This is a genomic window from Micromonospora sp. NBRC 101691, from assembly GCF_030269285.1.
Lineage (GTDB): Bacteria > Actinomycetota > Actinomycetes > Mycobacteriales > Micromonosporaceae > Micromonospora > Micromonospora echinospora.
The window spans coordinates 335,468-357,381 of the sequence record NZ_BSTB01000001.1; the positions used below are offsets into that span (position 1 = coordinate 335,468).

The 21,914-nt window shown below is 74.4% G+C and carries 20 protein-coding genes; 9 read left to right on the plus strand and 11 right to left on the minus strand.

Annotation, left to right across the window (positions count from 1 at the left end; genetic code table 11):
* Window positions 1–82 precede the first annotated feature (82 nt).
* Window positions 83–928, plus strand: a complete 846-nt coding sequence (locus QSK20_RS01370) for a GNAT family N-acetyltransferase (protein WP_285786712.1) — start codon at window positions 83–85, stop codon at window positions 926–928.
* A 72-nt stretch (window positions 929–1,000) separates the two neighbouring features.
* On the opposite strand, the gene QSK20_RS01375 is transcribed toward QSK20_RS01370, so the two are convergent.
* Window positions 1,001–2,194, minus strand: a complete 1,194-nt coding sequence (locus QSK20_RS01375; protein ID WP_285787173.1) for an FAD-dependent oxidoreductase — start codon at window positions 2,192–2,194, stop codon at window positions 1,001–1,003.
* 13 nt (window positions 2,195–2,207) lie between these two features.
* Complete coding sequence (gene lgt / locus QSK20_RS01380) at window positions 2,208–3,353, minus strand: prolipoprotein diacylglyceryl transferase (RefSeq protein WP_285786713.1); 1,146 nt, start codon at window positions 3,351–3,353, stop codon at window positions 2,208–2,210.
* Window positions 3,354–3,456: 103 nt separating this feature from the next.
* Between lgt and QSK20_RS01385 the strand changes: the two genes are divergently transcribed.
* Window positions 3,457–4,122, plus strand: coding sequence for an NUDIX hydrolase (locus QSK20_RS01385; protein ID WP_285786714.1), 666 nt, complete (start codon window positions 3,457–3,459; stop codon window positions 4,120–4,122).
* Between the two features lie 389 nt (window positions 4,123–4,511).
* Here QSK20_RS01385 and trpA read toward each other — a convergent pair whose 3' ends face one another.
* Genes trpA through trpC form a run of 3 tightly spaced genes read right to left on the minus strand, consistent with a single transcriptional unit; the run spans window position 4,512 to window position 7,396 of the window.
* A complete protein-coding gene (trpA, locus tag QSK20_RS01390) occupies window positions 4,512–5,309 on the minus strand; it encodes a tryptophan synthase subunit alpha (protein ID WP_285786715.1) in 798 nt (265 codons plus the stop codon).
* Between the two features lies 1 nt (window position 5,310).
* Entirely contained in the window at window positions 5,311–6,546 is a 1,236-nt protein-coding gene (trpB, locus tag QSK20_RS01395; RefSeq protein ID WP_285786716.1) for a tryptophan synthase subunit beta, read from the minus strand.
* A 46-nt stretch (window positions 6,547–6,592) separates the two neighbouring features.
* On the minus strand, window positions 6,593–7,396 hold the full coding sequence (gene trpC / locus QSK20_RS01400; RefSeq protein ID WP_285787174.1) for an indole-3-glycerol phosphate synthase TrpC: 804 nt from the start codon (window positions 7,394–7,396) through the stop codon (window positions 6,593–6,595).
* Between the two features lie 510 nt (window positions 7,397–7,906).
* Here trpC and QSK20_RS01405 point away from each other — a divergent pair.
* Window positions 7,907–8,170, plus strand: coding sequence for a hypothetical protein (locus QSK20_RS01405; RefSeq protein WP_145836219.1), 264 nt, complete (start codon window positions 7,907–7,909; stop codon window positions 8,168–8,170).
* Here the strand turns inward: QSK20_RS01405 and QSK20_RS01410 are convergent.
* Genes QSK20_RS01410 through hisI form a run of 3 tightly spaced genes read right to left on the minus strand, consistent with a single transcriptional unit; the run spans window position 8,163 to window position 10,871 of the window.
* Window positions 8,163–8,771 carry a Trp biosynthesis-associated membrane protein gene (locus tag QSK20_RS01410; RefSeq protein ID WP_285786717.1) on the minus strand — a complete coding sequence of 203 codons (609 nt, stop codon included), beginning with the start codon at window positions 8,769–8,771 and terminating at the stop codon, window positions 8,163–8,165. The genes QSK20_RS01405 and QSK20_RS01410 overlap by 8 nt on opposite strands.
* A gap of 55 nt (window positions 8,772–8,826) precedes the next feature.
* The gene (locus QSK20_RS01415; protein ID WP_285786718.1) at window positions 8,827–10,380 is read right to left on the minus strand and encodes an anthranilate synthase component I; all 1,554 of its coding nucleotides are present in this window, start codon (window positions 10,378–10,380) and stop codon (window positions 8,827–8,829) included.
* Window positions 10,377–10,871, minus strand: a complete 495-nt coding sequence (gene hisI / locus QSK20_RS01420; protein ID WP_502888822.1) for a phosphoribosyl-AMP cyclohydrolase — start codon at window positions 10,869–10,871, stop codon at window positions 10,377–10,379. The genes QSK20_RS01415 and hisI overlap by 4 nt, the downstream gene beginning before the upstream one ends.
* 204 nt (window positions 10,872–11,075) lie before the next feature.
* On the opposite strand from hisI, the gene QSK20_RS01425 reads away from it, so the two are divergent.
* From QSK20_RS01425 to QSK20_RS01435, 3 genes are read left to right on the plus strand one after another with little or no spacing between them, the layout of a single operon-like run.
* Window positions 11,076–11,813 carry an ABC transporter ATP-binding protein gene (locus QSK20_RS01425; RefSeq protein WP_285786719.1) on the plus strand — a complete coding sequence of 246 codons (738 nt, stop codon included), beginning with the start codon at window positions 11,076–11,078 and terminating at the stop codon, window positions 11,811–11,813.
* Window positions 11,810–12,565: an ABC transporter permease gene (locus QSK20_RS01430; RefSeq protein ID WP_285786720.1), complete on the plus strand. Its 756-nt coding sequence runs from the start codon at window positions 11,810–11,812 to the stop codon at window positions 12,563–12,565. The genes QSK20_RS01425 and QSK20_RS01430 overlap by 4 nt, the downstream gene beginning before the upstream one ends.
* An 18-nt stretch (window positions 12,566–12,583) precedes the next feature.
* Entirely contained in the window at window positions 12,584–13,189 is a 606-nt protein-coding gene (locus QSK20_RS01435; RefSeq protein WP_285786721.1) for a TetR/AcrR family transcriptional regulator, read from the plus strand.
* A 126-nt stretch (window positions 13,190–13,315) separates the two neighbouring features.
* Here QSK20_RS01435 and QSK20_RS01440 read toward each other — a convergent pair whose 3' ends face one another.
* From QSK20_RS01440 to QSK20_RS01450, 3 genes are all read right to left on the minus strand, one after another.
* Complete coding sequence (locus tag QSK20_RS01440; RefSeq protein WP_285786722.1) at window positions 13,316–14,071, minus strand: DUF2470 domain-containing protein; 756 nt, start codon at window positions 14,069–14,071, stop codon at window positions 13,316–13,318.
* Between the two features lie 89 nt (window positions 14,072–14,160).
* Complete coding sequence (locus QSK20_RS01445) at window positions 14,161–15,888, minus strand: ABC transporter ATP-binding protein (RefSeq protein ID WP_285787176.1); 1,728 nt, start codon at window positions 15,886–15,888, stop codon at window positions 14,161–14,163.
* 247 nt (window positions 15,889–16,135) lie between these two features.
* Window positions 16,136–18,022, minus strand: coding sequence for an ABC transporter ATP-binding protein (locus QSK20_RS01450; protein WP_285786723.1), 1,887 nt, complete (start codon window positions 18,020–18,022; stop codon window positions 16,136–16,138).
* Between the two features lie 153 nt (window positions 18,023–18,175).
* Here QSK20_RS01450 and QSK20_RS01455 point away from each other — a divergent pair, with 153 nt between their 5' ends.
* The 3 genes from QSK20_RS01455 to QSK20_RS01465 all read left to right on the plus strand — a co-directional run bounded on the left by QSK20_RS01455 (window position 18,176) and on the right by QSK20_RS01465 (window position 21,872).
* A complete protein-coding gene (locus QSK20_RS01455) occupies window positions 18,176–18,805 on the plus strand; it encodes a TIGR03085 family metal-binding protein (RefSeq protein WP_285786724.1) in 630 nt (209 codons plus the stop codon).
* Between the two features lie 160 nt (window positions 18,806–18,965).
* Window positions 18,966–19,916: a terpene synthase family protein gene (locus QSK20_RS01460; protein WP_285786725.1), complete on the plus strand. Its 951-nt coding sequence runs from the start codon at window positions 18,966–18,968 to the stop codon at window positions 19,914–19,916.
* A 129-nt stretch (window positions 19,917–20,045) separates the two neighbouring features.
* Entirely contained in the window at window positions 20,046–21,872 is a 1,827-nt protein-coding gene (locus QSK20_RS01465) for an AMP-dependent synthetase/ligase (RefSeq protein ID WP_285786726.1), read from the plus strand.
* The last annotated feature ends 42 nt before the right edge of the window (window positions 21,873–21,914 follow it).

Consider the following 21,914-nt stretch of genomic DNA (forward strand, 5'->3'; position numbering starts at 1 on the left):
TTGAGTCTACGTTAGGGCTCGACACGCAAGACCAGTAAGGATTGATCACACTTCCAACATCTGGGACGTGTAGTCTCGCGCGGTGGATCACGTACCCGCTGAGTTGTTCGACCGGTTGGAACGCTTCTACGACGCGGTACCCCGTGACGCGGCCCGTGCCGAGGAGTTCGGCGCGCTGGTGCTTTTCGTCCGGGAGGGTGCCGGATGGCCGTTTTACGCACGCCCCCGACCCGACGCTACCCGACCGCCGTCGGTCGCCGACATCGACGACGTGCGGGCGCGGCAGCGCGAACTGGGGTTGCCGGAGGCCTTCGAGTGGGTCCACGAGACGACGCCGGACCTGCTGGCGGTGGCCCGTTCGGCGGGACTGGCCGTGCTGGAGGCCCCGCTGCTGGTCCTCGATCCGGCGGCGTGCCCGGACCCGGCCGGGCTCACCGACGTACCGGTCTGGCTGCTGGACCCGGCGGCGCCGGACTTCGCCGCCCAGGTGGCCACCCGCCGGGCGGTGGCCGCGGTCGGCTTCAGCGCGCCCGGCACCGCCCGCGGTGACGCCGGCCCGACCGAGCGGGACGCCGCCATCAACGAACTGGAACTCGCCGCGGTCGAGGAGGAGACGACCCGGACCGCGGACGGCCGGCGCATCTCGGCCCTCGCCGGCACGCCCGCCGACGGGGCCCTGGCCTGCGGGATGGCTATGCGCGTCGACGACGTGGCCGAGATCGCCGGAGTGGCCACCCTGCCGGTGGCCCGGGGCCGGGGCCTCGGCGCGGCGGTGACCGCCACCCTCGCCCACGCGCTGCGTCAGGCCGGCACCGACCTGGTCTTCCTCTCCGCCGGCAGCGAGGAGATCGCCCGGGTCTACGTCCGGGTCGGCTTCCGCCGGATCGGCACCGCCTGCATCGCCGAGCCCGCCCCCGTGCTGCCCTGAGGCAGCTCCCCGCCCGGGTCGGCCGACGCCGCCCTCCCGCGGGGGTGCGCCGACGCCGCCCTCCCGGGCCCGTCAGGCCGACGAGGAGGGCGGACGCCACTGGGCGGCCGACGAGGCGGCGCGGCCCAGCAGGCGGGTGGTGATCGGGCCGAGCGCGGCGTCCCGCGCGCGCAGGGCGAGCCGCCCCCGGGTCTGGAGCACCGCCGACATCCGGCGGGTCTGCCGGACCACGCCGGCCACCCGGGGCCGGCGCGTGCGGTCGTACCCGGTCACGGCGTCGGGCAGCCGGGTCTCCCGGAGCAGGGACTGGAGCGTCGCCGCGTCTTCGAAGGCCAGGCAGGCGCCCTGCCCGAGGTGCGGCGGCATGGCGTGCGCGGCGTCGCCGAGCAGCACCACCCCGCCGGGCCCGGAACGGAAGGCGTACTGGCGGGGCAGCGGACGTAGTTCGCGGACCTCCTGCTGCACCAGATCGGCGGGCTCGGCGGCGGCGAGCAGCGCCTCGACCGGCGCGGGCCAGCCGGCGAACCAGCGTCGGAGCAGGGCCAGTTGCGTCTCCGCCGACTCCGGGCGGGGCGCTCCCGCCGCGGTGGCCATCCAGTACACGCCGCCCCGGGCAGTCCCCCCGGCGGAGCCCCGCTCCCCCAGGGACGCGGAGACGAACCGGTAGCCCGCACCGAGGATCTCCCCGCCCAGCGGCTGGTCGGCCGGGATCCGGGGCGCGCGGTACCAGGGGATCACCGCCCGCCAGGTGGCGCTGCCGGAGGCCACCACCTTGGCCTCCGGGGCGAGCTGGCGACGGATCACGCTCTCCACGCCGTCCGCGGCCACGATCAGGTCCGCCTCGTACTGGTGGAGACCGTCGCCGACCGAGGGGCGCCCGTTCCCGCCGGCCCGCACCGTGCGGACGGTCACCCCGGTCCGCAGGTCCACCCGGTCGAGGCCGGCGACGAGGGCGTCGTGCAGATCCTCCTGGTGCACCACGACCGGCGTCCGCTCCGGCGGAGCGGGCCGGGGTTGCACCAGCCAGTGCCCGTCCGGCCGGCGGATACCGCCGTCGGGCAGCGGGGTGGCGACGGCGTCGAGGCCGGCGCCGAGGCCGAGGGTACGCAACGCCCGGACACCGTTGGGCCAGAGCACCACGGCGGTCGGCTCGGGGCGTACCCGGTCGGCCTGCTCCAGGAGGGTGACCTGCCAGCCGGAGCGGGCCAGCGCACCGGCGACCGCCAGGCCGCCGGTGCCGGCGCCCACCACCACGGCGCTCCGCACTGCCATGGTCGCCTCAGCCGTCGCGGTCGGTGGAACGCGGCCCGGTGTCGACGTCCCGGGAGCTGCCGGCACCGTCGCCGGCGGCGTCCGGCTCCGGGCCGTCCGATGCCGGTGCGGGGGCGTCCTCCCCGGCGGGTCCGTCGGGCACCGTGCCGGTCTCCCGGTACGCCCGGAACTGCTCCTCGCCGACCACCCGGTAGCCGCGCGGGGCGGCCAGGTCGGGGCTGGTCTCGGTGCGGGACAGGTCGCGCTGGGAGACGTTCCCGCCGCCGGTGGCCGGCACCGGCTCGTCGGCCGGGATCGGCACCACGTACTCGCGTGGCCCCCGGACCCGGAGGAAGTAGACCAGGGCGCCCAGGAAGACCAGGGCCGAGGTCCAGACGTTGAGCCGGACGCCGAGGATCTCGGAGGCCTCGTCGGTCCGCATCAGCTCGATCCAGAACCGGCCGGCGGTGTAGCCCATCACGTAGAGCGCGAAGGCCCGGCCCCGGCCCAGCCGGAACCGCCGGTCGACGGCGAGGACCAGCAGGGCGACACCGACGTTCCAGAGCGCCTCGTAGGCGAAGGTCGGGTGGTAGAGACCCGGTTCGACGATCGGCTGGCCGGCCTCGTCGCGGAGCGCCTGGCCGGGGTTGTCCGGGTCCATCCGGTGGATCTCCAGCCCCCAGGGCAGGGTGGTCCGGCCGCCGTAGAGCTCGTTGTTGAACCAGTTGCCGAGCCGGCCCACCGCCTGAGCCAGCGGCAGCCCGGGGGCGAGGGCGTCGGCCACCACGGCGAACGGGATGCCGAGCTGCCGGGCGGCGAGCCACGCGCCGACCGCGCCGCCGGCGACGGCGCCCCAGATGCCGAGGCCGCCCTCCCAGATGTAGAGGGCGGCCACCGGGTCGCCGCCGGTGCCGAAGTACTTGTCGGGAGAGGTGATCACGTGGTAGATCCGCGCGCCGATGATGCCGGCCGGCACGGCCCAGACCGCGATGTCCAACACCGCGCCCGGAGCCACCCCCCGGCGACGCAGCCGGTACTCGGTGACCAGGCAGGCCACCACGATTCCGGCGACGATGCACAGCGCGTACGCCCGGATCGGGACCGGACCGAGCTGCCAGACGGCGGTGCTGGGGCTGGGCAGGGCCGCCTGGGGTGTCAGCGAGGCGAGAGTCACGGGTGCACACGCTACCGCTGTGACCCGTGTCGGTGACATCCCGGTCCGGTGCCCATTCGCCACCGGGTGACTTCTGGTTTGGGTGGCCGTAGGCTGTTTGTCCATGAGGTCGCTCACCTGGGCGGTCGCCGCGGTGGTCACCGACGACGCCGGGCGGGTGCTGCTCTGCCGGCAGGGCCGGCGGGCGGCACGGTGGGCGCTGCCGGGCGGCCGGTCCCGGCCGGACGAGACCCCGGGCCAGGCGGTGGTACGTGACGTGCACGCCGAGACCGGCCTGACCGTCGAGGTCGTGGACCTGGTCGGGATCTACCACCTGCCGGCGGTGTCCGACGCGCCACGGGCCGGGCGGGCCGGTCCACGGCCGGACGTCCTGGTGCACGTGCTCCGGGCCCGGGTCACGGGCACCGCCCCGGCCGGCGCGCCGGGCGGGGGCTGCCGGTTGTCCTGGCACGATCCCGGCCGGCTGCCGGAGCCGGTCACCCCGGTCACCCGGTGGGCGGTGGCCGACGCGGCGGCCGGTCGTTCCGGCGTGCTCCGCGCGGTACGACCCCGCGCCGAAGCCGGACTGCCGGCAACCCATCCCGGACTGCCCACGGCCCAGCCCGGACTGCCCACGGCCCACCCAGGGCTGCCCGCCGCCCACCCAGGGCTGCCGGCGGCCCGTCCCGGAGATACGGCACCGGCCGCCTGCGGAGCCGGGCCGACCCGACGGGCGGCTGCGGCCACCCCGACGGCCGGTGACACCGTGGACCCGGCGGACGCCGCCTGAGTTCTGGCCGGGCGGGCGCCCCGGACCACGTCACGCTCCCTGCGGCCCCGCGCCGTGTCCGGTTCCCGGACCTGCGGTCCCGGTTCGCCACGTCACGCTGCGTCAGGCCGGCGGGGTGGAGGTAGCCCCGGACGCACGCTTTGGAGCTGCCCGCACAGACGGGGCAGCCCGCCCCACCCCGCGACGCGATGGGTAGGCACACAGACGGGGCAGCATGGCCCACCCCGCGACACGATGGTTGGACGCACAGACGGGGCAGCCCGACCCACCGCGCGACGCGGTGGGTGGGCGCGTGGACGGGGCAGCTCTAAAGCGTCCTCGGGCAGACACCTCCGCCCGGCGAACGGCGCGGGTGGGCACGGCCGACCCGGTGGTGGCCGGCAGGCCGGTCAGCGGGTACGGACGCCGTCGGCCAGTTCGGCGGACAGGGCACGCAGCGCGGTCAGACCGGTGGCCTGGTCGGGGGCGTCGAGCAGGCACCGGATCAGCGCGCTGCCCACGATCACGCCGTCGGCGTACCCGCCGACCGTGCCGGCCTGCGCGCCGGTCCCCACACCGAGTCCGACCCCGACCGGCAGGTCGGTGACCGCGCGGACCCGGGAGACCAGGGTCGGCGCGGCGTCGGAGGTCTGGGCCCGCGCGCCGGTGACGCCCATGACGGCGGTGGCGTAGACGAAGCCCCGGCAGTGGGCGACGGTCATGGCCAGCCGCGCGTCGGTGGACGACGGCGAGACCAGGAACGTACGGTCCAGGCCGTGCGCGTCCGAGGCGGCGAGCCACTCGTCGGCCTCGTCCGGGATCAGGTCGGGGGTGACCAGGCCGGTGCCGCCGGCGGCGGCGAGGTCCCGGGCGAACGCGTCGACGCCGTACTGCTCGATCGGGTTCCAGTAGGTCATCGTCACCACCGGCGCGCCGGTGGCCGCGACCGCCTCGACGATCCGCAGCGTGTCCCGGGTGCGTACGCCACCGGCGAGGGCGATGTCGCTGGCCTTCTGGATCACCGGCCCGTCCATCACCGGGTCGGAGTACGGGATCTCCACCTCGATGACGTCGACGCCCGCCTCGACCATGGCGGTCATCGCGGCGATGCTCCCCTCGACCGTGGGGAAGCCGGCCGGCATGCAGCCGACCAGCAGCGCCCGGCCCTCGGCGCGGGCCTTGTCGAAGGCGACCCCGATCCGGCTCATGTCACTCCTTGTCGAGGATGCCGAAGTACCCGCCGGCGGTGTGGACGTCCTTGTCCCCCCGACCGGAGAGGTTGACCACGATGACGGGCTCCCGGCCCAGTTCGGCGGCGAGACGGGGGGCGATCTTCACCGCGCCGGCCAGGGCGTGCGCGCTCTCGATCGCCGGGATGATCCCCTCGGTACGGCAGAGCAGCTCGAACGCGGCCATCGCCTCGTCGTCGGTGACCGGTTCGTACGTCGCCCGGCCGCTGTCGTGCAGCCAGGCGTGTTCCGGTCCGACGCCCGGGTAGTCCAGGCCGGCGGAGATCGAGTGCGACTCGATGGTCTGCCCGTCCTCGTCCTGGAGGACGTAGGTGCGGGTGCCGTGCAGCACGCCGGACGACCCGCCGGTGATGCTGGCGGCGTGCCGGCCCGTCTCGACGCCCGCGCCGCCGGCCTCGAAGCCGTACAGCCGGACGTCGGGGTCACCGACGAAGGCGTGGAAGATGCCGAGGGCGTTGGAGCCCCCGCCGACGCACGCGGCGACCGCGTCGGGCAGCGCTCCGGTCAGGTCCAGGCACTGCTGCCGGGCCTCCTCGCCGATGCCCTTGACGAAGTCGCGGACCATCGCCGGGAACGGGTGCGGCCCGGCGGCGGTGCCGATCAGGTAGTGCGTGTCGTCGACGTGGGCGACCCAGTCGCGCATCGCCTCGTTCATCGCGTCCTTGAGGGTGCGCGAGCCGTTGGTGACCGGGACGACGGTGGCGCCGAGCATCCGCATCCGAGCCACGTTCAGCGCCTGCCGCTCGGTGTCGACCTCGCCCATGTAGACGACGCACTCCAGGTCGAACAGGGCGGCGGCGGTGGCGGTGGCCACCCCGTGCTGCCCGGCCCCCGTCTCGGCGATCACCCGGGTCTTGCCCATCCGCTTCGTGAGCAGCGCCTGACCGAGCACGTTGCGCACCTTGTGCGCCCCGGTGTGGTTGAGGTCCTCCCGCTTGAGCAGCACCCGCGCGCCGACCTTGGCGGAGAACCGGTTCGCCGTGTAGAGCCGGGACGGCGTGCCGGCGTAGTCCCGCAGCAACGCGTCGAACTCGGCGAGGAACGTCTCGTCGGTCATCGCGTGCCGGTACGCCACGTCCAGCTCGTCCAACGCGGCGACGAGCGCCTCGGGGACGAACCGGCCACCGTACCGGCCGAAGTGGCCGGCCGGGTCGGGGAGCAGGCCGGCCGCGCCGGCCCGCGCGTTGGCGCTCATCGGTGGTCCTCTCGGTGCTGACGGGGAGTGGCGGGACCGGCGCGCCTCAGCGCGCCGGACGCGGGGTGGCCGGGTGGTTGCCGGCGTTGACCAGCTCCGACACCGCCTCGCGGGGGCTCTTCTGGGTGACCAGGCCCTCGCCGACCAGAACGGCGTCCGCCCCGGCCGAGGCGTACCGGATGAGGTCGTGCGGACCACGCACGCCGGACTCGGCGATCTTCACGACGTTGCTGGGCAGGCCCGGCGCGATCCGCTCGAACACCGACCGGTCGACCTCCAGGGTACGCAGGTCACGGGCGTTGACCCCGATCACCTGGGCACCGGCCTCCAGGGCCCGGTCGGCCTCCTCCTCGTCGTGCACCTCGACCAGGGCGGTCATCCCGAGCGACTCGATCCGCTCCAGGAGCCCGACCAGGGCGTTCTGCTCCAGCGCCGCGACGATCAGCAGCACCAGGTCGGCCCCGTGCGCCCGCGCCTCGTGCACCTGGTAGCTGGAGACGACGAAGTCCTTGCGCAGCACCGGGACGTTCACCGCGGCCCGGACGGCGGCCAGGTCGTCCAGCGACCCGCCGAACCACCGTCCCTCGGTCAGCACGCTGATCGCCCGGGCGCCGCCGGCGGCGTACTCGCCGGCCAGGTCGGCGGGATCGGCGATCTCGGCGAGTTGGCCGCGCGACGGCGACGAACGTTTCACCTCGGCGATCACCGCGACGCCCGGCCGCCGCAGGGCCGCGTACGCGTCCAGCGCCGGTGGCGCGGCGGCGGCGAGTTCGCGGATCCGCTCCAGCGGAATCTGCTCCTGCCGCCGGGCAACGTCCTCGCGGACGCCGGCCAGGATCTCGTCGAGCACGCTGGCGGGCGCCGCCGGACCGGCCTCGTCCCCCTCCGCGTGCGCATGCTCAGCAGTCACCAACGGACTCCCCTCTCCGGGTGTCATGGGCCGATGCTAGGTGGCGGCGCTCAACCCCAGGTGGGGGGGTATGGCGCGCCTCACGAGATGGGCTGGGGCATAATGACCGACTTCCGGTGAGCGGAAAAACACAGAGCGCAACCGGTCGGGTCGACCACCGCGATCGTCCCCACCGCCCGCCGCCACCGGGTCATCGATCATCCTCATCATCATGACACCACCGGCGGCGGTTGTCCGCGCGAGGCGTCGCGCCCCTGGTGGGGTGGTCCGGCCCCGGCCGTCCGGTGTGACGTAGGTCAAGGACGAACGGCCCTGAGCACGGCGTTCGTCCCCATGGAGTGTTGATGCGGCGGTCATCACGTCGAAACGTGAAGCCGACAGCATCAACGTCGGGCAGACTCGGAGAGCGGGTTCGCCCCACCGACCCAACGGACCCGTTGCGGAGTGATCATGAGTACTGGCCAGCCGGCATCGACCATCGGACTCACCACGATCTCCCGGACGGTCGCCTCGCTCGCCGTCGGCGTGGTGCACACCCTGGAGCGGGCGGTCGTCGGCGAGGAGCGGATGCGCACCGCCCGTGGCAACGCCTGGGAGGCGGTCTGCGCGGACCGGGCCCGCGCCGACCGTCGCGCCGAACTGCACCGCCTCGTCGAGGAACTCGCGGCCACCCGGGCCGCCGCCCGCGCCGACCAGCGGCAGCCGGTCAGCTGACCGTCGGGTCCTCGCCCCGGTCCAGCGCGTCCCACGCGTCGGTGGTGCCCCGCGTCGACGCCGCCGCGCCGGTGGCCTCCGGCCCGCCGGAGGTGGTGGCACCGCCGCCACGGGCCGGACGCTCGTAGCGGGCACCCATCGCCGGCCAGGCGGCCCCGCGCAGGGCCGTCCACCCCCCACCGACCGCCGCGAGCACGCCGCCGAGCAGGCAGAGCGCCGGCCACTGCCGGCTGACCTCACCGGCGAACGTGGCGGTCAGGGCGTACCCGCCACCCACCGCCACGGCCGCGCCGAGCACCAGGATCACCAGCCCGACCGCGCGGCGCAGCCCGCGCCGGGTGGCGAGCACGGCGCCCGCGCCGGCCAGCGCGACCACCGCCAGCGCGGGCAGCCAGGGCAGCAGGGCGGCCCCGGACCGCTCCTCCCGCAGCGCCGGCAGCGGCATCGGTCGCGGGATCACCTCGACCGCCCACGTCCGGGTCGCCGCCCAGACCGCCAGGCCCGCGCCGGCCAGGCAGAGCAGCACCGCGTACGTCAGTTCGCGCCGCCCGGCCCGCGCCGGGTTGCCGCCACCGACCGACGGGTCGGTCGTGCCGCTCACCGGTGCCGCCTTCCGTTCGCGACTGCGGGGCTCCGCTCCGCTGCACTCCTCGCGCTCACCGGGCCGGCCGGAGGGTCTCGGCGGCGGCGATGGCGGCAAGCACCGCGGCGGCCTTCGCCCGGGTCTCGCGGTCCTCGGCGGCGGGATCAGAATCGGCCACGATCCCGGCACCGGCCTGCACGTACGCCCAGCCGTCCCGGAGCAGGGCGGTACGGATCGCGATGGCCATGTCCAGGTCACCCCCGAAGCCGAAGTAACCGACCGTACCGCCGTAGAGGCCCCGGCGGACCGGCTCCAACCCCTCGATGATCTCCATCGCCCGGACCTTCGGCGCGCCGGAGAGGGTGCCGGCGGGGAAGGTCGCGGCGAGCGCGTCGAACGCGGTGGCGTCCTCCCGGAGCGTGCCGACCACGGTCGAGACGATGTGCATCACGTGGCTGTACCGCTCGATGGTGGCGAACTCGGGCACCTCGACCGTGCCCGGCCGGCACACCCGGCCCAGGTCGTTGCGGCCCAGGTCGACCAGCATGACGTGCTCGGCGCGTTCCTTCGGGTCGGCCAGCAGTTCGGTGGCGAGCCGGGCGTCGTGTTCCGGGTCGACGCCCCGGGGCCGGGTGCCGGCGATCGGATGCAAGAGCGCGCGACGCTGGCCGTCGTCGGCGCCGGTGACCTTCAGGTGCGCCTCCGGCGAGGAGCCGACGATGTCGAAGTCGTCGAAGCGGAGCAGGTACATGTACGGGCTGGGGTTGGTGGTGCGCAGCACCCGGTAGACGTCCAGCGGGTCGGCGTCGGTGCGCCGTTCGAAGCGTTGCGCCAGCACGATCTGGAAGCACTCCCCGGCCCGGATCGCCTCCTTGGCCGCCTCCACTGCCTTCGGGTAGTTCCCCTCGGCCGTCCGGCAGGCCACCGCGCCGGCCGGCGGTCGGTCGACCGTGGAGATCATCGGCGCGTTCGGCCGGGAGAGCGCCGAGGTCATCGCGTCCAGGCGGCCGATCGCGTGGTGGTAGGCGGCGGTCACCTCGGCGGCCCGGTCGGGCTCGTCCGGCGGGGGCAGGACCGCGTTGGCGATGAGGATCGCCGAACCCTCGTAGTGGTCGAGGACCACCAGGTCGGTGGCGAGCATCATGCCCAGTTCGGGCACCCCGAGGTCGTCCTCGCTGAGGCTGGGCAGCCGCTCGATCCGGCGGATCAGGTCGTACCCGAGGTAGCCGACCATGCCGCCGGTCAGCGGGGGCATGCCGCTGGTCGGGTCGAACGCCGGCCCGGCCAGCGCGGCCACCGTGTCGCGCAGCGCGCGGGCCGGGTCGCCCCCGGTGGGCACGCCGGCGGGCGGCTGCCCGAGCCAGGTGGCCTCGCCGTCCCGCTCGACCAGGGTGGCGCTGCTCCGGACGCCGACGAAGCTGTACCGGGACCAGGCCAACCCGGCCGACCCGACGCCCTGCTCGGCGGATTCGAGCAGGAAGGTGCCCGGGCCGCCGGCGAGCTTGCGGTAGACGCCGACCGGGGTCTCGCCGTCGGCCAGCAGCCTCCGGGTGACCGGGACGACCCGCCAGCGGGCCGCCAGTGCGGTGAAGGTGGCCAGGTCGGGGCTCACCACGCCGTCGGTCATGCCGCACCCGCCCCGGGGTCGGTGGCCGTGAGGTCGCCGGCGGGGCCACCGAGGGGCGGCTCCCCGGGGTGGCCGGTCACGACCGGCAGGTCCGCGGAGAAGCAGCTGCGCCGGCCGGTGTGGCAGGCCGGGCCGACCTGGTCGACGCTGACCAGCAGCGCGTCACCGTCGCAGTCCAGGGCGACCGAGCGGACGTACTGGTGGTGGCCGGAGGTGGCGCCCTTGACCCAGTACTCCTGGCGACTGCGCGACCAGTAGGTGGCCCGCCCGGTGGTCAGCGTGCGGTGCAGCGCCTCGTCGTCCATCCAGGCGACCATCAGCACCTCGCCGGTGTCGTGCTGACGGACCACGGCGGCGACCAGGCCGTCGGCGCCACGGCGCAGTCGGGCCGCGATGTCCGGGTCGAGCCGGGACGGACGGACCGGCCCGGTGGGAGCCGGGCGGTTCGGGCTGGCGGGTACGCCGGTCACCGGCGCGTCAGGTACGGGCACAGTCACCGATTGTCCCGCACGCGGCGTGGAGGTCCCAGCCGCGTCCCGATGTGCCGGACGTCGCCGGCCGGTGGGCGTCCCGGCGGTCCGACGACAACTGATCGGAAACGGTCGACGGACGGCGCGCGGGACGGGAGCGTTGTGCCGGGCAGCCACCTCGTCTAGCGTTGAGTTCAACGGGTGATGAATTATCGGGAGGGTGGCATGGAGAGTGCGATCACCCTGGACGGCCTCGTGGTCGACCGGGGCGGGCGCCGGGTGCTGGACGGCGTGAGCTGCGCCGTGCCACGCGGCTCGGTGACCGGGCTGCTCGGCCCGAGCGGCAGCGGCAAGACCACCCTGATGCGCGCGGTGGTCGGGGTGCAGACGGTCAGCTCGGGGACGGTGACCGTGCTCGGTCGCCCGGCCGGGACACCGGCCCTGCGGCAGCGGGTCGGCTATCTCACCCAGGCGCCGAGCGTCTACGCCGACCTGACGGTCCGGGAGAACGTGCGGTACTTCGCCGCGGTGCACGGGCGTGACCGGGCCGACGCCGACCGCGCGACGGCCGAGGTCGGGCTCGCCGACGCCGCCGGCCAGCTGGTCGGGTCCCTCTCCGGCGGGCAACGCAGCCGGGTCTCCCTGGCCTGCGTCCTGGTCGGCCGACCGGAGCTGGTCGTGCTCGACGAGCCCACCGTCGGGCAGGACCCGGTGCTCCGGGCCGACCTCTGGGCCCGGTTCCACGAGATGGCCGCCGCCGGCACCACCCTGCTGGTCTCCAGCCACGTGATGGACGAGGCCGCCCGCTGCGACCGGCTGCTGCTGATCCGGCAGGGCAGGTTGCTCGCCGACGACACCCCCGACGGGGTGCGGGCGGCGGCCGGCGTGACCGACCTGGACGAGGCGTTCCTGCGCCTGATCCGGGCGACCGAGGCGGGTCGCGCCGGACGGGAGGGGTCGTGAACCCGCGCATCGTGGCGGCCACCGCCGGGCGGGTGCTGCGCCAACTGCGCCACGACCCCCGCACGATCGCCCTGCTGGTCGTGGTCCCCGGCGCGCTGCTCGCGCTGGTCCACTTCATGTACGCCGAGCAGCCCACCCCACCGGGACAACCGTCCACCTTCGACCGGGTCGCCCTGGTCATGCTCGGGTTCTTCCCCTTCATGGTGATGTTCCTGGTGACCAGCATCGCGATGCTGCGTGAGCGCACCACCGGCACCCTGGAGCGGCTGCTCACCGCCCCGCTGGGCAAGCTCGACCTGCTCCTCGGGTACGCCCTGGCCTTCGGGCTGGCCGCCACGGCGCAGGCGGTGGTGAGTGGCGCGGTGGCGTACGGGCTGCTCGACCTGGACACCGCCGGCAGTGGCGGGCTGGTCGTCGTCATCGCGGTGGTCACCGCCCTGCTGGGCATGGCGCTGGGACTGCTGTGCAGCGCCTTCGCCCGCACCGAGTTCCAGGCCGTACAGTTCATGCCGGTCGTGGTGGCTCCCCAACTCCTGCTCTGCGGGCTCTTCGTCCCACGGGAGCAGATGGCCGGCTGGCTCCGGGCGGTCAGCGACGCGCTGCCCCTGTCGTACGCGGTCGAGGCGTTGCAGGAGGTCGGCGCGCACGCCGAGCCCACCACCACGATGTGGCGGGACCTGGCGGTGGTGGCCGCGTCGGCGCTGCTGGCCCTGGTGCTCGCCGCGGCCACGCTGCGCCGACGCAGCGGTTGACGGCGGCGAGAGGCGGCGATGAGCGGACGCGGACGACGACCGGGCAACCCGGACACCCGGGAGGCGATCCTCGACGCGGCCCGGACGGCGTTCGCCGCGCGCGGGTTCGACGCGGCGTCGATCCGGGCGATCGCCGGCGCGGCCGGGGTGGACCCGGCCCTGGTCCACCACTACTTCGGCAGCAAGGACAAGCTCTTCCTGGCCGCGATGAACGCCCCGATCGACCCGGGACGGCTGCTGCCCGAGGTGCTCGACGGCGATCCGCAGGGGACCGGCGAACGACTGGTCCGGACCTTCCTGGCGGTCTGGGACTCACCGGCCGGGATGGCCGGGGTGGCGCTGCTGCGCTCGGCGGTGACCACCGAGTGGACCGCCCGGCTGCTGCGGGAGTTCCTGGTCACCCAGGTGCTGCGCCGGGTGCTCCAGCACCTCGACACCGATCCGGGCGAGCGGCCGCTGCGCGGCGCGCTGGTCGCCGCCCAGATGGGCGGGCTGGTGCTGATGCGGTACGTCGTCCGGCTGGAACCGCTGGCCTCCGCACCCCCGGAAGCCCTGGTCGCCGCGGTGGCCCCCGGCGTGCAGCGGTACCTGACCGGGCCGCTGGACGGAGCCTTCCCCGACTGACCCGGTCGGTCCTCTGGGCCGGGATGTTGTGTTTGCAGGGGACCCCTGCTCGGCAAAAAGCGGTAACAGGGGACCCCTGCTACCACCCGGGCCGCGCCGGGACGCGCCGGGAGCCGGGAGCCGGGGTCAGGCCGGACGGGCGGACGCGCGGTGCCGGCAGAGCACCGGGTGCAGCAGCCGGGCCAGGTCGGCGTGGTCGGCGACCGGCCGGGGGAACGACAACCGGGCCCGCTGCCGGGCACCGGGCCCGCCCAGGGACACCACCAGGCCGTACCGGTCGACGCGGACGATCCGGGGCGGCGCGCCGGCCCGGTCGCCGAGCCGGCCGAGCTGCCGGCGCAGGTAGGCGGCGATCTGGTCGCCGTGGTGCTCGGCGAGGTCGGCCAGGAGCGCCGCCTCGACCGGGTGCAGCGGATCCGGGTCGGCGGCGGCGTACTCGTCGCGCGGGACGCGCCGCACCTCTCCGGCGACGTCCAGCCGGGCCTCGGCCACCTCGAAGCGGTACAGCCGGAACCGGGTGCCGACGTCGAGCAGGTCACCGGTCGGCTCCACGGTGGCGAAGTCGACGGCGGCGTCACGGGCGGTCGCCCCGTCCAGCGGGGCCGCCCATCCGGAGACCCAGGCCCGGCCCAGGGACGGCGCGCCCGCCGCCGGGGGTAGGTCCAGCACGTCGAGCACCACCGCGGCGGCGTCCCGGGCCGCTCCGGCGGGGCGCAGCGCGGCGGCCAGGTCGCTGACCACCGGCACGAGCATCAGCACCCGCCCGTCGGGGTCGGTGACGTGCCGGACCTGGTACGGCCCCGGGCGGTGCGCCAGGTGCACCAGCCCGGGAAGGCGGCCGGCGACCAGGGTCCGGACCGTCTCGGCGCTGCTCGGTCGCATGACCGCCCCTTTCCGTAGGTTAGGCTAACCTAACCCAGGAGGTTAGAGCACCCGACCACCGGCGTCCAGCCGATCCGCCGCCCCGCCGGTCACCGGGTCTGCTCCAGCCAGGAGGCGTAGAGCAGCCCGTACACCGAGTCCGGTTCCCGGATCAGCTCGTCGTGCGGGCCACGCTGCACCACGCGCCCCCGGTCCACCACGATCACCTCGTCGGCCGCCTGGGCGGTGGAGAGCCGGTGCGCGATGGCGAGCGTGGTCCGGCCCCGGGTCACCGCGTCCAGGGTCCGCTGGAGCCGCACCTCGGTGGCCGGGTCGACCGCGCTGGTCGCCTCGTCCAGCACCAGCAGGTCCGGATCCGCGACGTACGCCCGGGCGAGCGCGACCAACTGCCGCTCCCCCACGCTGAGCGCCTCGCCCCGCTCCCCGACCGGGGTGTCCAGCCCGGACGGCAGCCCCTCCAGCCAGTCGACGAGTCCCAGCTCGGTGAAGGCCGCGACGATCTGCTCGTCGGTCAGCTCCGGCCGGGCGAAGCGGACGTTCTCCCCCACCGTCGCGTCGAAGAGGAAGCCGTCCTGCGGCACCATGACCACCCGGCTGCGCAGCGAGTCGAACCGCACCTGCTCCAGCGGCACGCCGGAGAGCAGCACGGTGCCGGTGGTCGGATCCATCAGCCGGGTCAGCAGCTTGGCGAAGGTGGTCTTGCCGCTGCCGGTCTCGCCGACCACCGCCACCCGGGTCTTCGCCGGGATCTCCAGGTCGATGTCGTGCAGCACCGGCGGCCCACCCGGGTACGCGAAGCCCACCTGCGCGAACCGGACGTCCAGCGGGCCCGGCGGCAACTCGCGCCCCTGCTCCCCCGGGTCGGCCACGTCCGGGCTCAGGTCCAGCACGTCGAGCACCCGCCGCCAGCCGGCGATCGCGTTCTGCGCCTCGTTCAGCACCTCGGTGGCGATCTGCACGGGCTGGATGAACAGGGTCACCAGGAACAGGAACGCGGTGATCTGACCGACCGACAGCGTACGGTCCGCGCCGAGGCTCACCCCGACCACGACCACGCCGGCCAGGGCGACACCGGCCGCCAACTCCCCGACGGAACTGCCCAGGATGCTGAACCGGATGGCCCGCTGCTGGGCGAGCCGGTGGTCCTCGATCGCCTCGTCCAGCCGGCGGGACGTCCGCCCGGCGACCCCGTACGCCCGGATGACCGGCGCGCCGACCACGCTCTCCGCGACCGTGCCGAGCAGCGCGCCCAGGCGCTGCCGGACCACCCCGTACGCGGCGCCGAGACGACGCTGGAGGGCCCGGATCACCAGCACGGCGGGCAGGAAGGCGGCGAAGACCACCAGGGTCAGCTGCCAGGAGTAGACGAGCATGACGATGGTGGTGACCACGAGCTGGCCGATGTTGATCATGAGGATCACCCCGCCCCACTGGAGGAACTGGGTGATCTGGTCGACGTCGCTGGTCACCCGGGACACCAGGGAACCGCGCCGCTCGGACTGCTGGTGCAGCATCGACAGGTCGTGCACGTGCCGGAACGCCCGGGTCCGGACGTTGGCCAACGCCGTCTCGCTGACCGTGAACAGCCGGCGCATCATCAGGTAGCCACAGACCGTGGTCACCACCAGCGTCGCGGCGGTCAGGGCGACCACCGTCCCGACCGTGCCGAGGTCGATCCCGCCGACCAGGCCCCGGTCGATGCCCTGCTGCACCGCCACCGGAACGGCCGCCCGGCCGATCATGAAGACCAGCGCCAGACCCAACGTGCCGGCCAGGCCCACCCGCAGTTCCGGGGAGAGCGCCAGGCCCCGGCGCATGGTGCGCCAGGCCGTCTCGGTCCGCTCCGGCGGCTGCCCCGACCCGCCCACCGGCTCCACCTTCTCCTCCACCACGACCGCGCTCACCGGCTCAGCCTCCCGTCCGCGACTGCCGGGCTCGCAAGCTCACTCCTCGCGCTCACCGAACCACCGCTGTTCGCGACTGCGGGGCTCGCAAGCTCACTCCTCGCGCTCACCGAACCACCGCTGTTCGCGACTGCGGGGCTCGCAAGCTCACTCCTCGCGCTCACCGGTCCATCTCCACTTCGAGGCCCGTGGCCACCGGGACCACCGGCGGATCCTCGTACGTACGGGCCTGCTCGCGTTCGGCCTCCGCCTGCTCGTAGGCGGTGACCAGGTCCACGTAGCCGGGCACGGCGGCGAGCAGCTCGGCGTGCGTGCCCCGGGCCACCACCCGGCCCTGCTCGACGTAGATGACCTCGTCGGCCAGGGCGATGGTGGCGCGCCGGTACGCCACCACCAGGATCGAGGTGCCCGCGCCCGTCCCGTCGGCCGCCGAGGAGCGCAGCCCGGCCAGGATGGCCGCCTCGACCCGGGGGTCGACCGCGCTGGTCGCGTCGTCGAGCACCAACAGCCGGGGACGGCCGGCGAGCGCGCGGGCCAGCGTGAGGCGTTGCCGCTGCCCGCCGGAGAGCGAGGTGCCCCGCTCGCCGACCCGGGTGTCCAGCCCGTCGGGCAGGGCCGCGACGAACCCGTCCGCCTCGGCCAGCCGCAGCGCCGCCCAGACGTCGTCGTCGCTGATGCCCGACCGGTCCAGGGTGATGTTCCCGCGTACCGTGTCGTCGAAGACGAACGGCACCTGGGCGACCAGCGCGACGTTGCCGGCCAGCGACGCGGTGGTCAGCTCCCGCAGGTCGACGCCGTCGAGGGCGACGGTGCCGCGGTCCGGGTCGACCAGACGCACCGCCAGGGCGGCGATCGTCGACTTGCCGGCCCCGGTCGGACCGACCAGGGCGACGGTGCGCCCGGCGGGCACGGTGAAGGTGACCGCGCCGAGCACCTCGGCGCCGGGCAGGTGCGCCTCGGCCGGCTCGTACCGGAAGGAGACGTCGGCGAAGGCGAGCGTGGCCGGCCCGCCGCCGGTGGGGTCGAGGACCCGGTCCCCGTAGGCCATCTCGCCGGTGGCGCGGAGCACCTGCTGCACCCGGTCCCAGCCGGCGACGCTGCGCGGCAGCTCGGCGAGGACCCAGCCGATGGCCCGCACCGGTACGGCCAGCACGGTGAACAGGAACGCGACGCTGACCAGTTCGGCGACGGTGATCGCCTCCTGGCGCAGCCGGATCGCGCCGACCACCAGCACGGCGAGGGTGCCGATGCTGGGCAGGGTCTCCAGCAGCGGATCGAACAGGCCGCGCAGCCGGCCGACGGCGATCAGCGCGTCGCGCAGCTCCGCCGCGCGGCCGGCGAACCGGCGGGTCTCCTGCGCCTCCCGGCCCATCGTCTTGACGACCAGCGCGCCGTCGAAGCTCTCGTGGGCGATGCCGCTGACCTCGGCCCGCAGCTGCTGGGCGCGGGCCTGGCGGGGGGCCATCCGCCGGGAGTAGACCACGTTGAGCGTGAACAGGGCGGGGAAGACGGCCAGCCCGACCAGGGCGAACGCCCAGTCGGTGGCGAAGAGCGCGATGATCGCCCCGGCCACCATCACCAGCGTGCCGACCGCGAAGGGCAGCGGCGCGATCGGGTACCAGGCGGCCTCCACGTCGGAGTTGGCGTTGGAGAGCAGGGTGCCGGTGGCGTGCCGCTGGTGCCAGGACAGTGGCAGGTCCAGGTAGCGCCGGGTCACCCGGCGGCGGTAGGACGCCTGGAGGCGGTACTGCATGTAGCCGGCGCCGAGCCGACGCCCGAAGATGCCGACCACCCGCAGCAGACTGATCCCGAAGAGGGCGGTGGCGGCCAGCGCCAGCACGCCGGTCTCCACCGAGCCACGGGCGATCGAGGGCACCACCACGTCCCCCACCACCGCGCCGATCACGTACGCGCTGCCGATCACCATCGCGCCGAACAGCACGCTGCCGGCGACCGCGACCGTGAAGATCCGTGGTTGTTCCCGAATGGCCCGCCCGAGTACCCGAAGGCCCCGGGCGAGCACGGCCGTACTCGTCCTGCTCGACACGCTCTACTTCCCCCGCCGTAAGCCGCAATTATCTCCCTCATCCTTACCGGTCGGTGTCCCGTGCGGCGACCCGGGTTCGGTTTTGTCCGCTCTGGCACGAGGCGGGTCGCGCCACGACGGGCCGTCCGGCGGGGCGCGGCCTACCATCGGAGGATGTCGCGGTACGCCCGATCGGAGCGCCAGGCGCTCGCCGACCTCATGCTGGCCCTCGGCCCCGACGCGCCGACCCTGAACGAGGGCTGGGTGGCCCGGGACCTCGCCGCCCACCTGGTGGTCCGGGAGCGCCGGCCGGACGCGGCGGGCGGGATCCTGCTGCCGCCACTGCGCGGGTACGCCGAGCAGGTGCGACGGCGGATCGCGGCGCGGCCCTGGGCCGAGCTGGTGGCGCAGGTGCGCCAGCCGCCGGTGTGGAGCCCGCTGAGCAATCCGCTGACCGACGAACTGGTCAACACCATGGAGTTCTTCATCCACCACGAGGACGTCCGGCGGGCCGCCCCCGACTGGCAGCCGCGTGACCTGCCGGCCGGGCTGCACGCCGCGCTCTGGAAGCGGGCCGCCCCGTTGGCCCGCCTCGCCCTGCGCCGGTTCCCGGCGAGCCTGCTCGTCCAGGCCCCCGGGTACGGGGAGGTGCGCTGCGGACGCGGCGGCGAGGCGGTCCGGCTGGTCGGCGCGCCCGGCGAGCTGACCCTCTTCCTGTCCGGTCGGCAGCGCGCGGCCCGGGTGCAGCTCGACGGGGCGACCGCGACCGTGGACCGGCTACGCACCGCCAAGCTGGGCCTCTGACGCCCCGGCGGCGGAGCGGCGACGGTTCGCGGTGCCGCCGGGCGGGAACGCCGACGACCGACGACCGGGCCGGAGGCGAACGGAAAGAACAAGTCCGATATCTTGCCCCCGCACAGATTTGTCGGTCCGCCCCGCCCGGGACGGTGTGGCAGGGGGTGGCATGCGGAGTTTCGCGCTTTCTACGCTACGGGAACCACCGTTCCCGGGCCGGTGCCACCCGGCGGTCGCGCAGGTCGCGCGGGACAGCGCCGACTGGGCGGAACGGCTCGGCCTGACCGGGTCCGCCGAGAGCCGACGCCGGCTGGCCGGGGCCGCCGCCGCCGACCTGGCCGGCCGGGCCTGCCCGGAGGCGTCGGTGGAGCGGCTCCGCCTGCTGACTGACCTGATCACCTGGCTCTTCGCGGTGGACGACGCCTGCGACGAGGACGGGCTGGGCGACACCCCGACCCGGTTGGCCCCCACCGTGGCGGGTCTGCTCGACGTCCTCGACCTGCGCGGTGACCCGGCGCCTCCGGCGCTGCTCGGCGCCGCCGGCCCGCGTGGGGTCGCGCTGCACGACCTGTGCCGGCGGGTCCGGGAGCACGCCCGCCCGGCGGTGCTGCTCGCCTTCACCGGGCAGGTGCGGGAGTACCTGCTGGCACTGCTCTGGGAGGCGGCCAACCGGGAGCACCAGCGGGTGCCCGGCGTCGCCGAGTACGTGCAGATGCGCCGGCACACCGGCGCGGTCCACCCGAGCTTCACCCTGACCGACCTGGCGTACGACGGACCGCCGCCGGACGAGCGGACCGACCCGGCCCTGGCCGCCCTGGAGACCCTCGCCGCAGACCTGGTGTGCTGGTGCAACGACGTCTTCTCCTACCGCAAGGAGGACCGGCTGACCGGCGACGGGCACAACCTGGTCTCCGCCATCGCCGGGGAGGAGCGGAGTCCAGAGCAGGCCGCCCTGCTGGCGGCGGCGGACCTGTTCAACCGGACGCTCGCGGACTACACGGAACGGGAGACCGCGCTGCTACGCACGGCCGACCCGGCCACCCACCGGTTCGTGGCGGCCCGGCGGGGCTGGATCCGGGCCACCTGGGACTGGTCGCTCAACGCCGACCGTTACACCTGACCACGCCGGGACACGGCAGCGCCGGAGGGGCCGGGGCTAGCCGATGACCGGGTGTACGCAATACCCTTCGGTAACCGCAGACCAGCGTGACCACGATCACGTCACCACCCCCTGAAGGCGGCTGCAGCGATGGCTCTCGATGTACCGTACCGTTCGATCCCGGACATGTTCCTCAAGCGCGTGGCGGCCACCCCGGACCGTCCCGCCTTCGCCCACCCCGCCCCCGACGACTCGGGACCGGTCTGGCTGACCTGGGAGCAGGTGGGACACCGGGCCAAGGCGGTCGCCGCCGGCCTGCACGGTCTCGGCATCGGGCTGGAGGACCGGGTGGCGATCCTGGCCAACACCCGGCTGGAATGGGTGGTCGCCGACCTCGGCGTGATGTGCGCGGGCGGGGCGACCACCACGGTCTACCCGACCACCGAGCCGGACGACACCTGCTACATCGTCGCCGACTCCGGCTCGCGGGTGCTCTTCGCCGAGAACCCCACCCAGGCCGCCAAGGTCACCGGCGCCGACCTGCCCGCCCTGACCCACGTGGTCCTCTTCGACGGCGCCGCCGACCCGGACGCGGCCGTCCCCCAGCTCACCCTCGCCGAACTGGAGGAGCGGGGAGCCCGGGCGCTGGCCGCCGAGCCGGGCCTGATCGACGGGATCGTCGCGCAGCTCGGACCCGACCACCTGGCCACGCTGATCTACACCTCGGGCACGACCGGCCGCCCGAAGGGCGTCCAGCTGCTGCACGGCGGCTGGTGCTGGGAGGGCGTGGCGCAGGCCGACGTCGGGCTGCTGCGCAGCGACGACCTTCAGTACCTCTGGCTTCCGCTGTCCCACTCGTTCGGCAAGACCCTGCTCTGCGGGGCGACCCACGTCGGCCTGCCGACCTACGTCGACGGCCGGGTGGACAAGCTGGTCGACATGCTCTCCGTGGTCCGCCCGACGCTGATGTGCGGCGCGCCCCGGGTCTTCGAGAAGGTCTACAACAAGTCGGTCACCACCGCGCGGGACGCCGGTGGCCTGAAGGCGAAGATCTTCGGCTGGGCGGTCCGGGTCGGCAAGGAGAAGGTCGCCCTGGAGCAGGCCGGCAAGCCGGTCCCGGGCGGACTCCGGCTGCGCCACCGGCTGGCCGAGAAGCTGGTCTTCAGCAAGATCCAGGATCGGCTCGGCGGCCGGATCCGGGTACTGGTGTCCGGTTCCGCGCCGCTGAGCCCCGACATCGCCACCTTCTTCGCCGCGGCGAACCTGCCGATCTCCGAGGGGTACGGGCTGACCGAGAGCAGCGCCGGCAACTTCGTGAACCGGCCGGACGGGCTGCGGATCGGCACCGTCGGCCAGGCCATGGGCGACCTGGAGTGCCGGATCGACACCGACGGGGAGATCCTGCTCCGGGGTCGGCCGGTGATGCGTGGCTACCACAACCTGCCCGAGGAGACCGCCGCCGCCTTCACCGAGGACGGCTTCTTCCGCACCGGTGACATCGGCACGCTCGACGCCGACGGCTACCTGAAGATCACCGACCGGAAGAAGGACCTGGTCAAGACCTCCGGCGGCAAGTACGTCGCGCCGTCGCTCATCGAGGGCATGTTCAAGGCGATCTGCCCGTACACCTCCCAGGCGATCGTGATCGGCCAGGCCCGCAACTTCTGCACGATGCTGGTCACGCTCGACCCGGACGCGATCAAGGGCTGGGCGGCGGGCGGTCCGTTGGAGGGCCGCGACTACACCACGATCGTCACCTCGCCGCAGGCGAAGGAGATGGTGGAGGGGTACGTCGCGGAGCTCAACAGCAAGCTCAACCGCTGGGAGACCATCAAGAAGGTCACCATCCTGCCGCGCGACCTGACCATCGAGGACGGCGAGATCACTCCGTCGCTGAAGATCAAGCGGAAGGGCGTGGAGACCAACTTCGCCAGCGAGATCGAGAAAATGTACGACGGCGCGCTCGCCGAGATCTGACCCGCCCGGCCCCGGGACGGCCCCGATCGCGGAGGCCGTCCC

Coding starts and splice junctions, on each gene's coding strand:
- QSK20_RS01460 (WP_285786725.1), top strand. CDS start 18,966: ATGCGGAGTTTCGCGCTTTCTACGCTACGGGAACCACCGTTCCCGGGC.
- QSK20_RS01455 (WP_285786724.1), top strand. CDS start 18,176: ATGTCGCGGTACGCCCGATCGGAGCGCCAGGCGCTCGCCGACCTCATG.
- QSK20_RS01405 (WP_145836219.1), top strand. CDS start 7,907: ATGAGTACTGGCCAGCCGGCATCGACCATCGGACTCACCACGATCTCC.
- QSK20_RS01465 (WP_285786726.1), top strand. CDS start 20,046: ATGGCTCTCGATGTACCGTACCGTTCGATCCCGGACATGTTCCTCAAG.
- QSK20_RS01385 (WP_285786714.1), top strand. CDS start 3,457: ATGAGGTCGCTCACCTGGGCGGTCGCCGCGGTGGTCACCGACGACGCC.
- QSK20_RS01435 (WP_285786721.1), top strand. CDS start 12,584: ATGAGCGGACGCGGACGACGACCGGGCAACCCGGACACCCGGGAGGCG.
- QSK20_RS01440 (WP_285786722.1), bottom strand. CDS start 14,071: ATGCGACCGAGCAGCGCCGAGACGGTCCGGACCCTGGTCGCCGGCCGC.
- QSK20_RS01445 (WP_285787176.1), bottom strand. CDS start 15,888: ATGCGCCGGGGCCTGGCGCTCTCCCCGGAACTGCGGGTGGGCCTGGCC.
- trpB (WP_285786716.1), bottom strand. CDS start 6,546: ATGAGCGCCAACGCGCGGGCCGGCGCGGCCGGCCTGCTCCCCGACCCG.
- QSK20_RS01415 (WP_285786718.1), bottom strand. CDS start 10,380: ATGACCGACGGCGTGGTGAGCCCCGACCTGGCCACCTTCACCGCACTG.
- QSK20_RS01425 (WP_285786719.1), top strand. CDS start 11,076: ATGGAGAGTGCGATCACCCTGGACGGCCTCGTGGTCGACCGGGGCGGG.
- trpA (WP_285786715.1), bottom strand. CDS start 5,309: ATGAGCCGGATCGGGGTCGCCTTCGACAAGGCCCGCGCCGAGGGCCGG.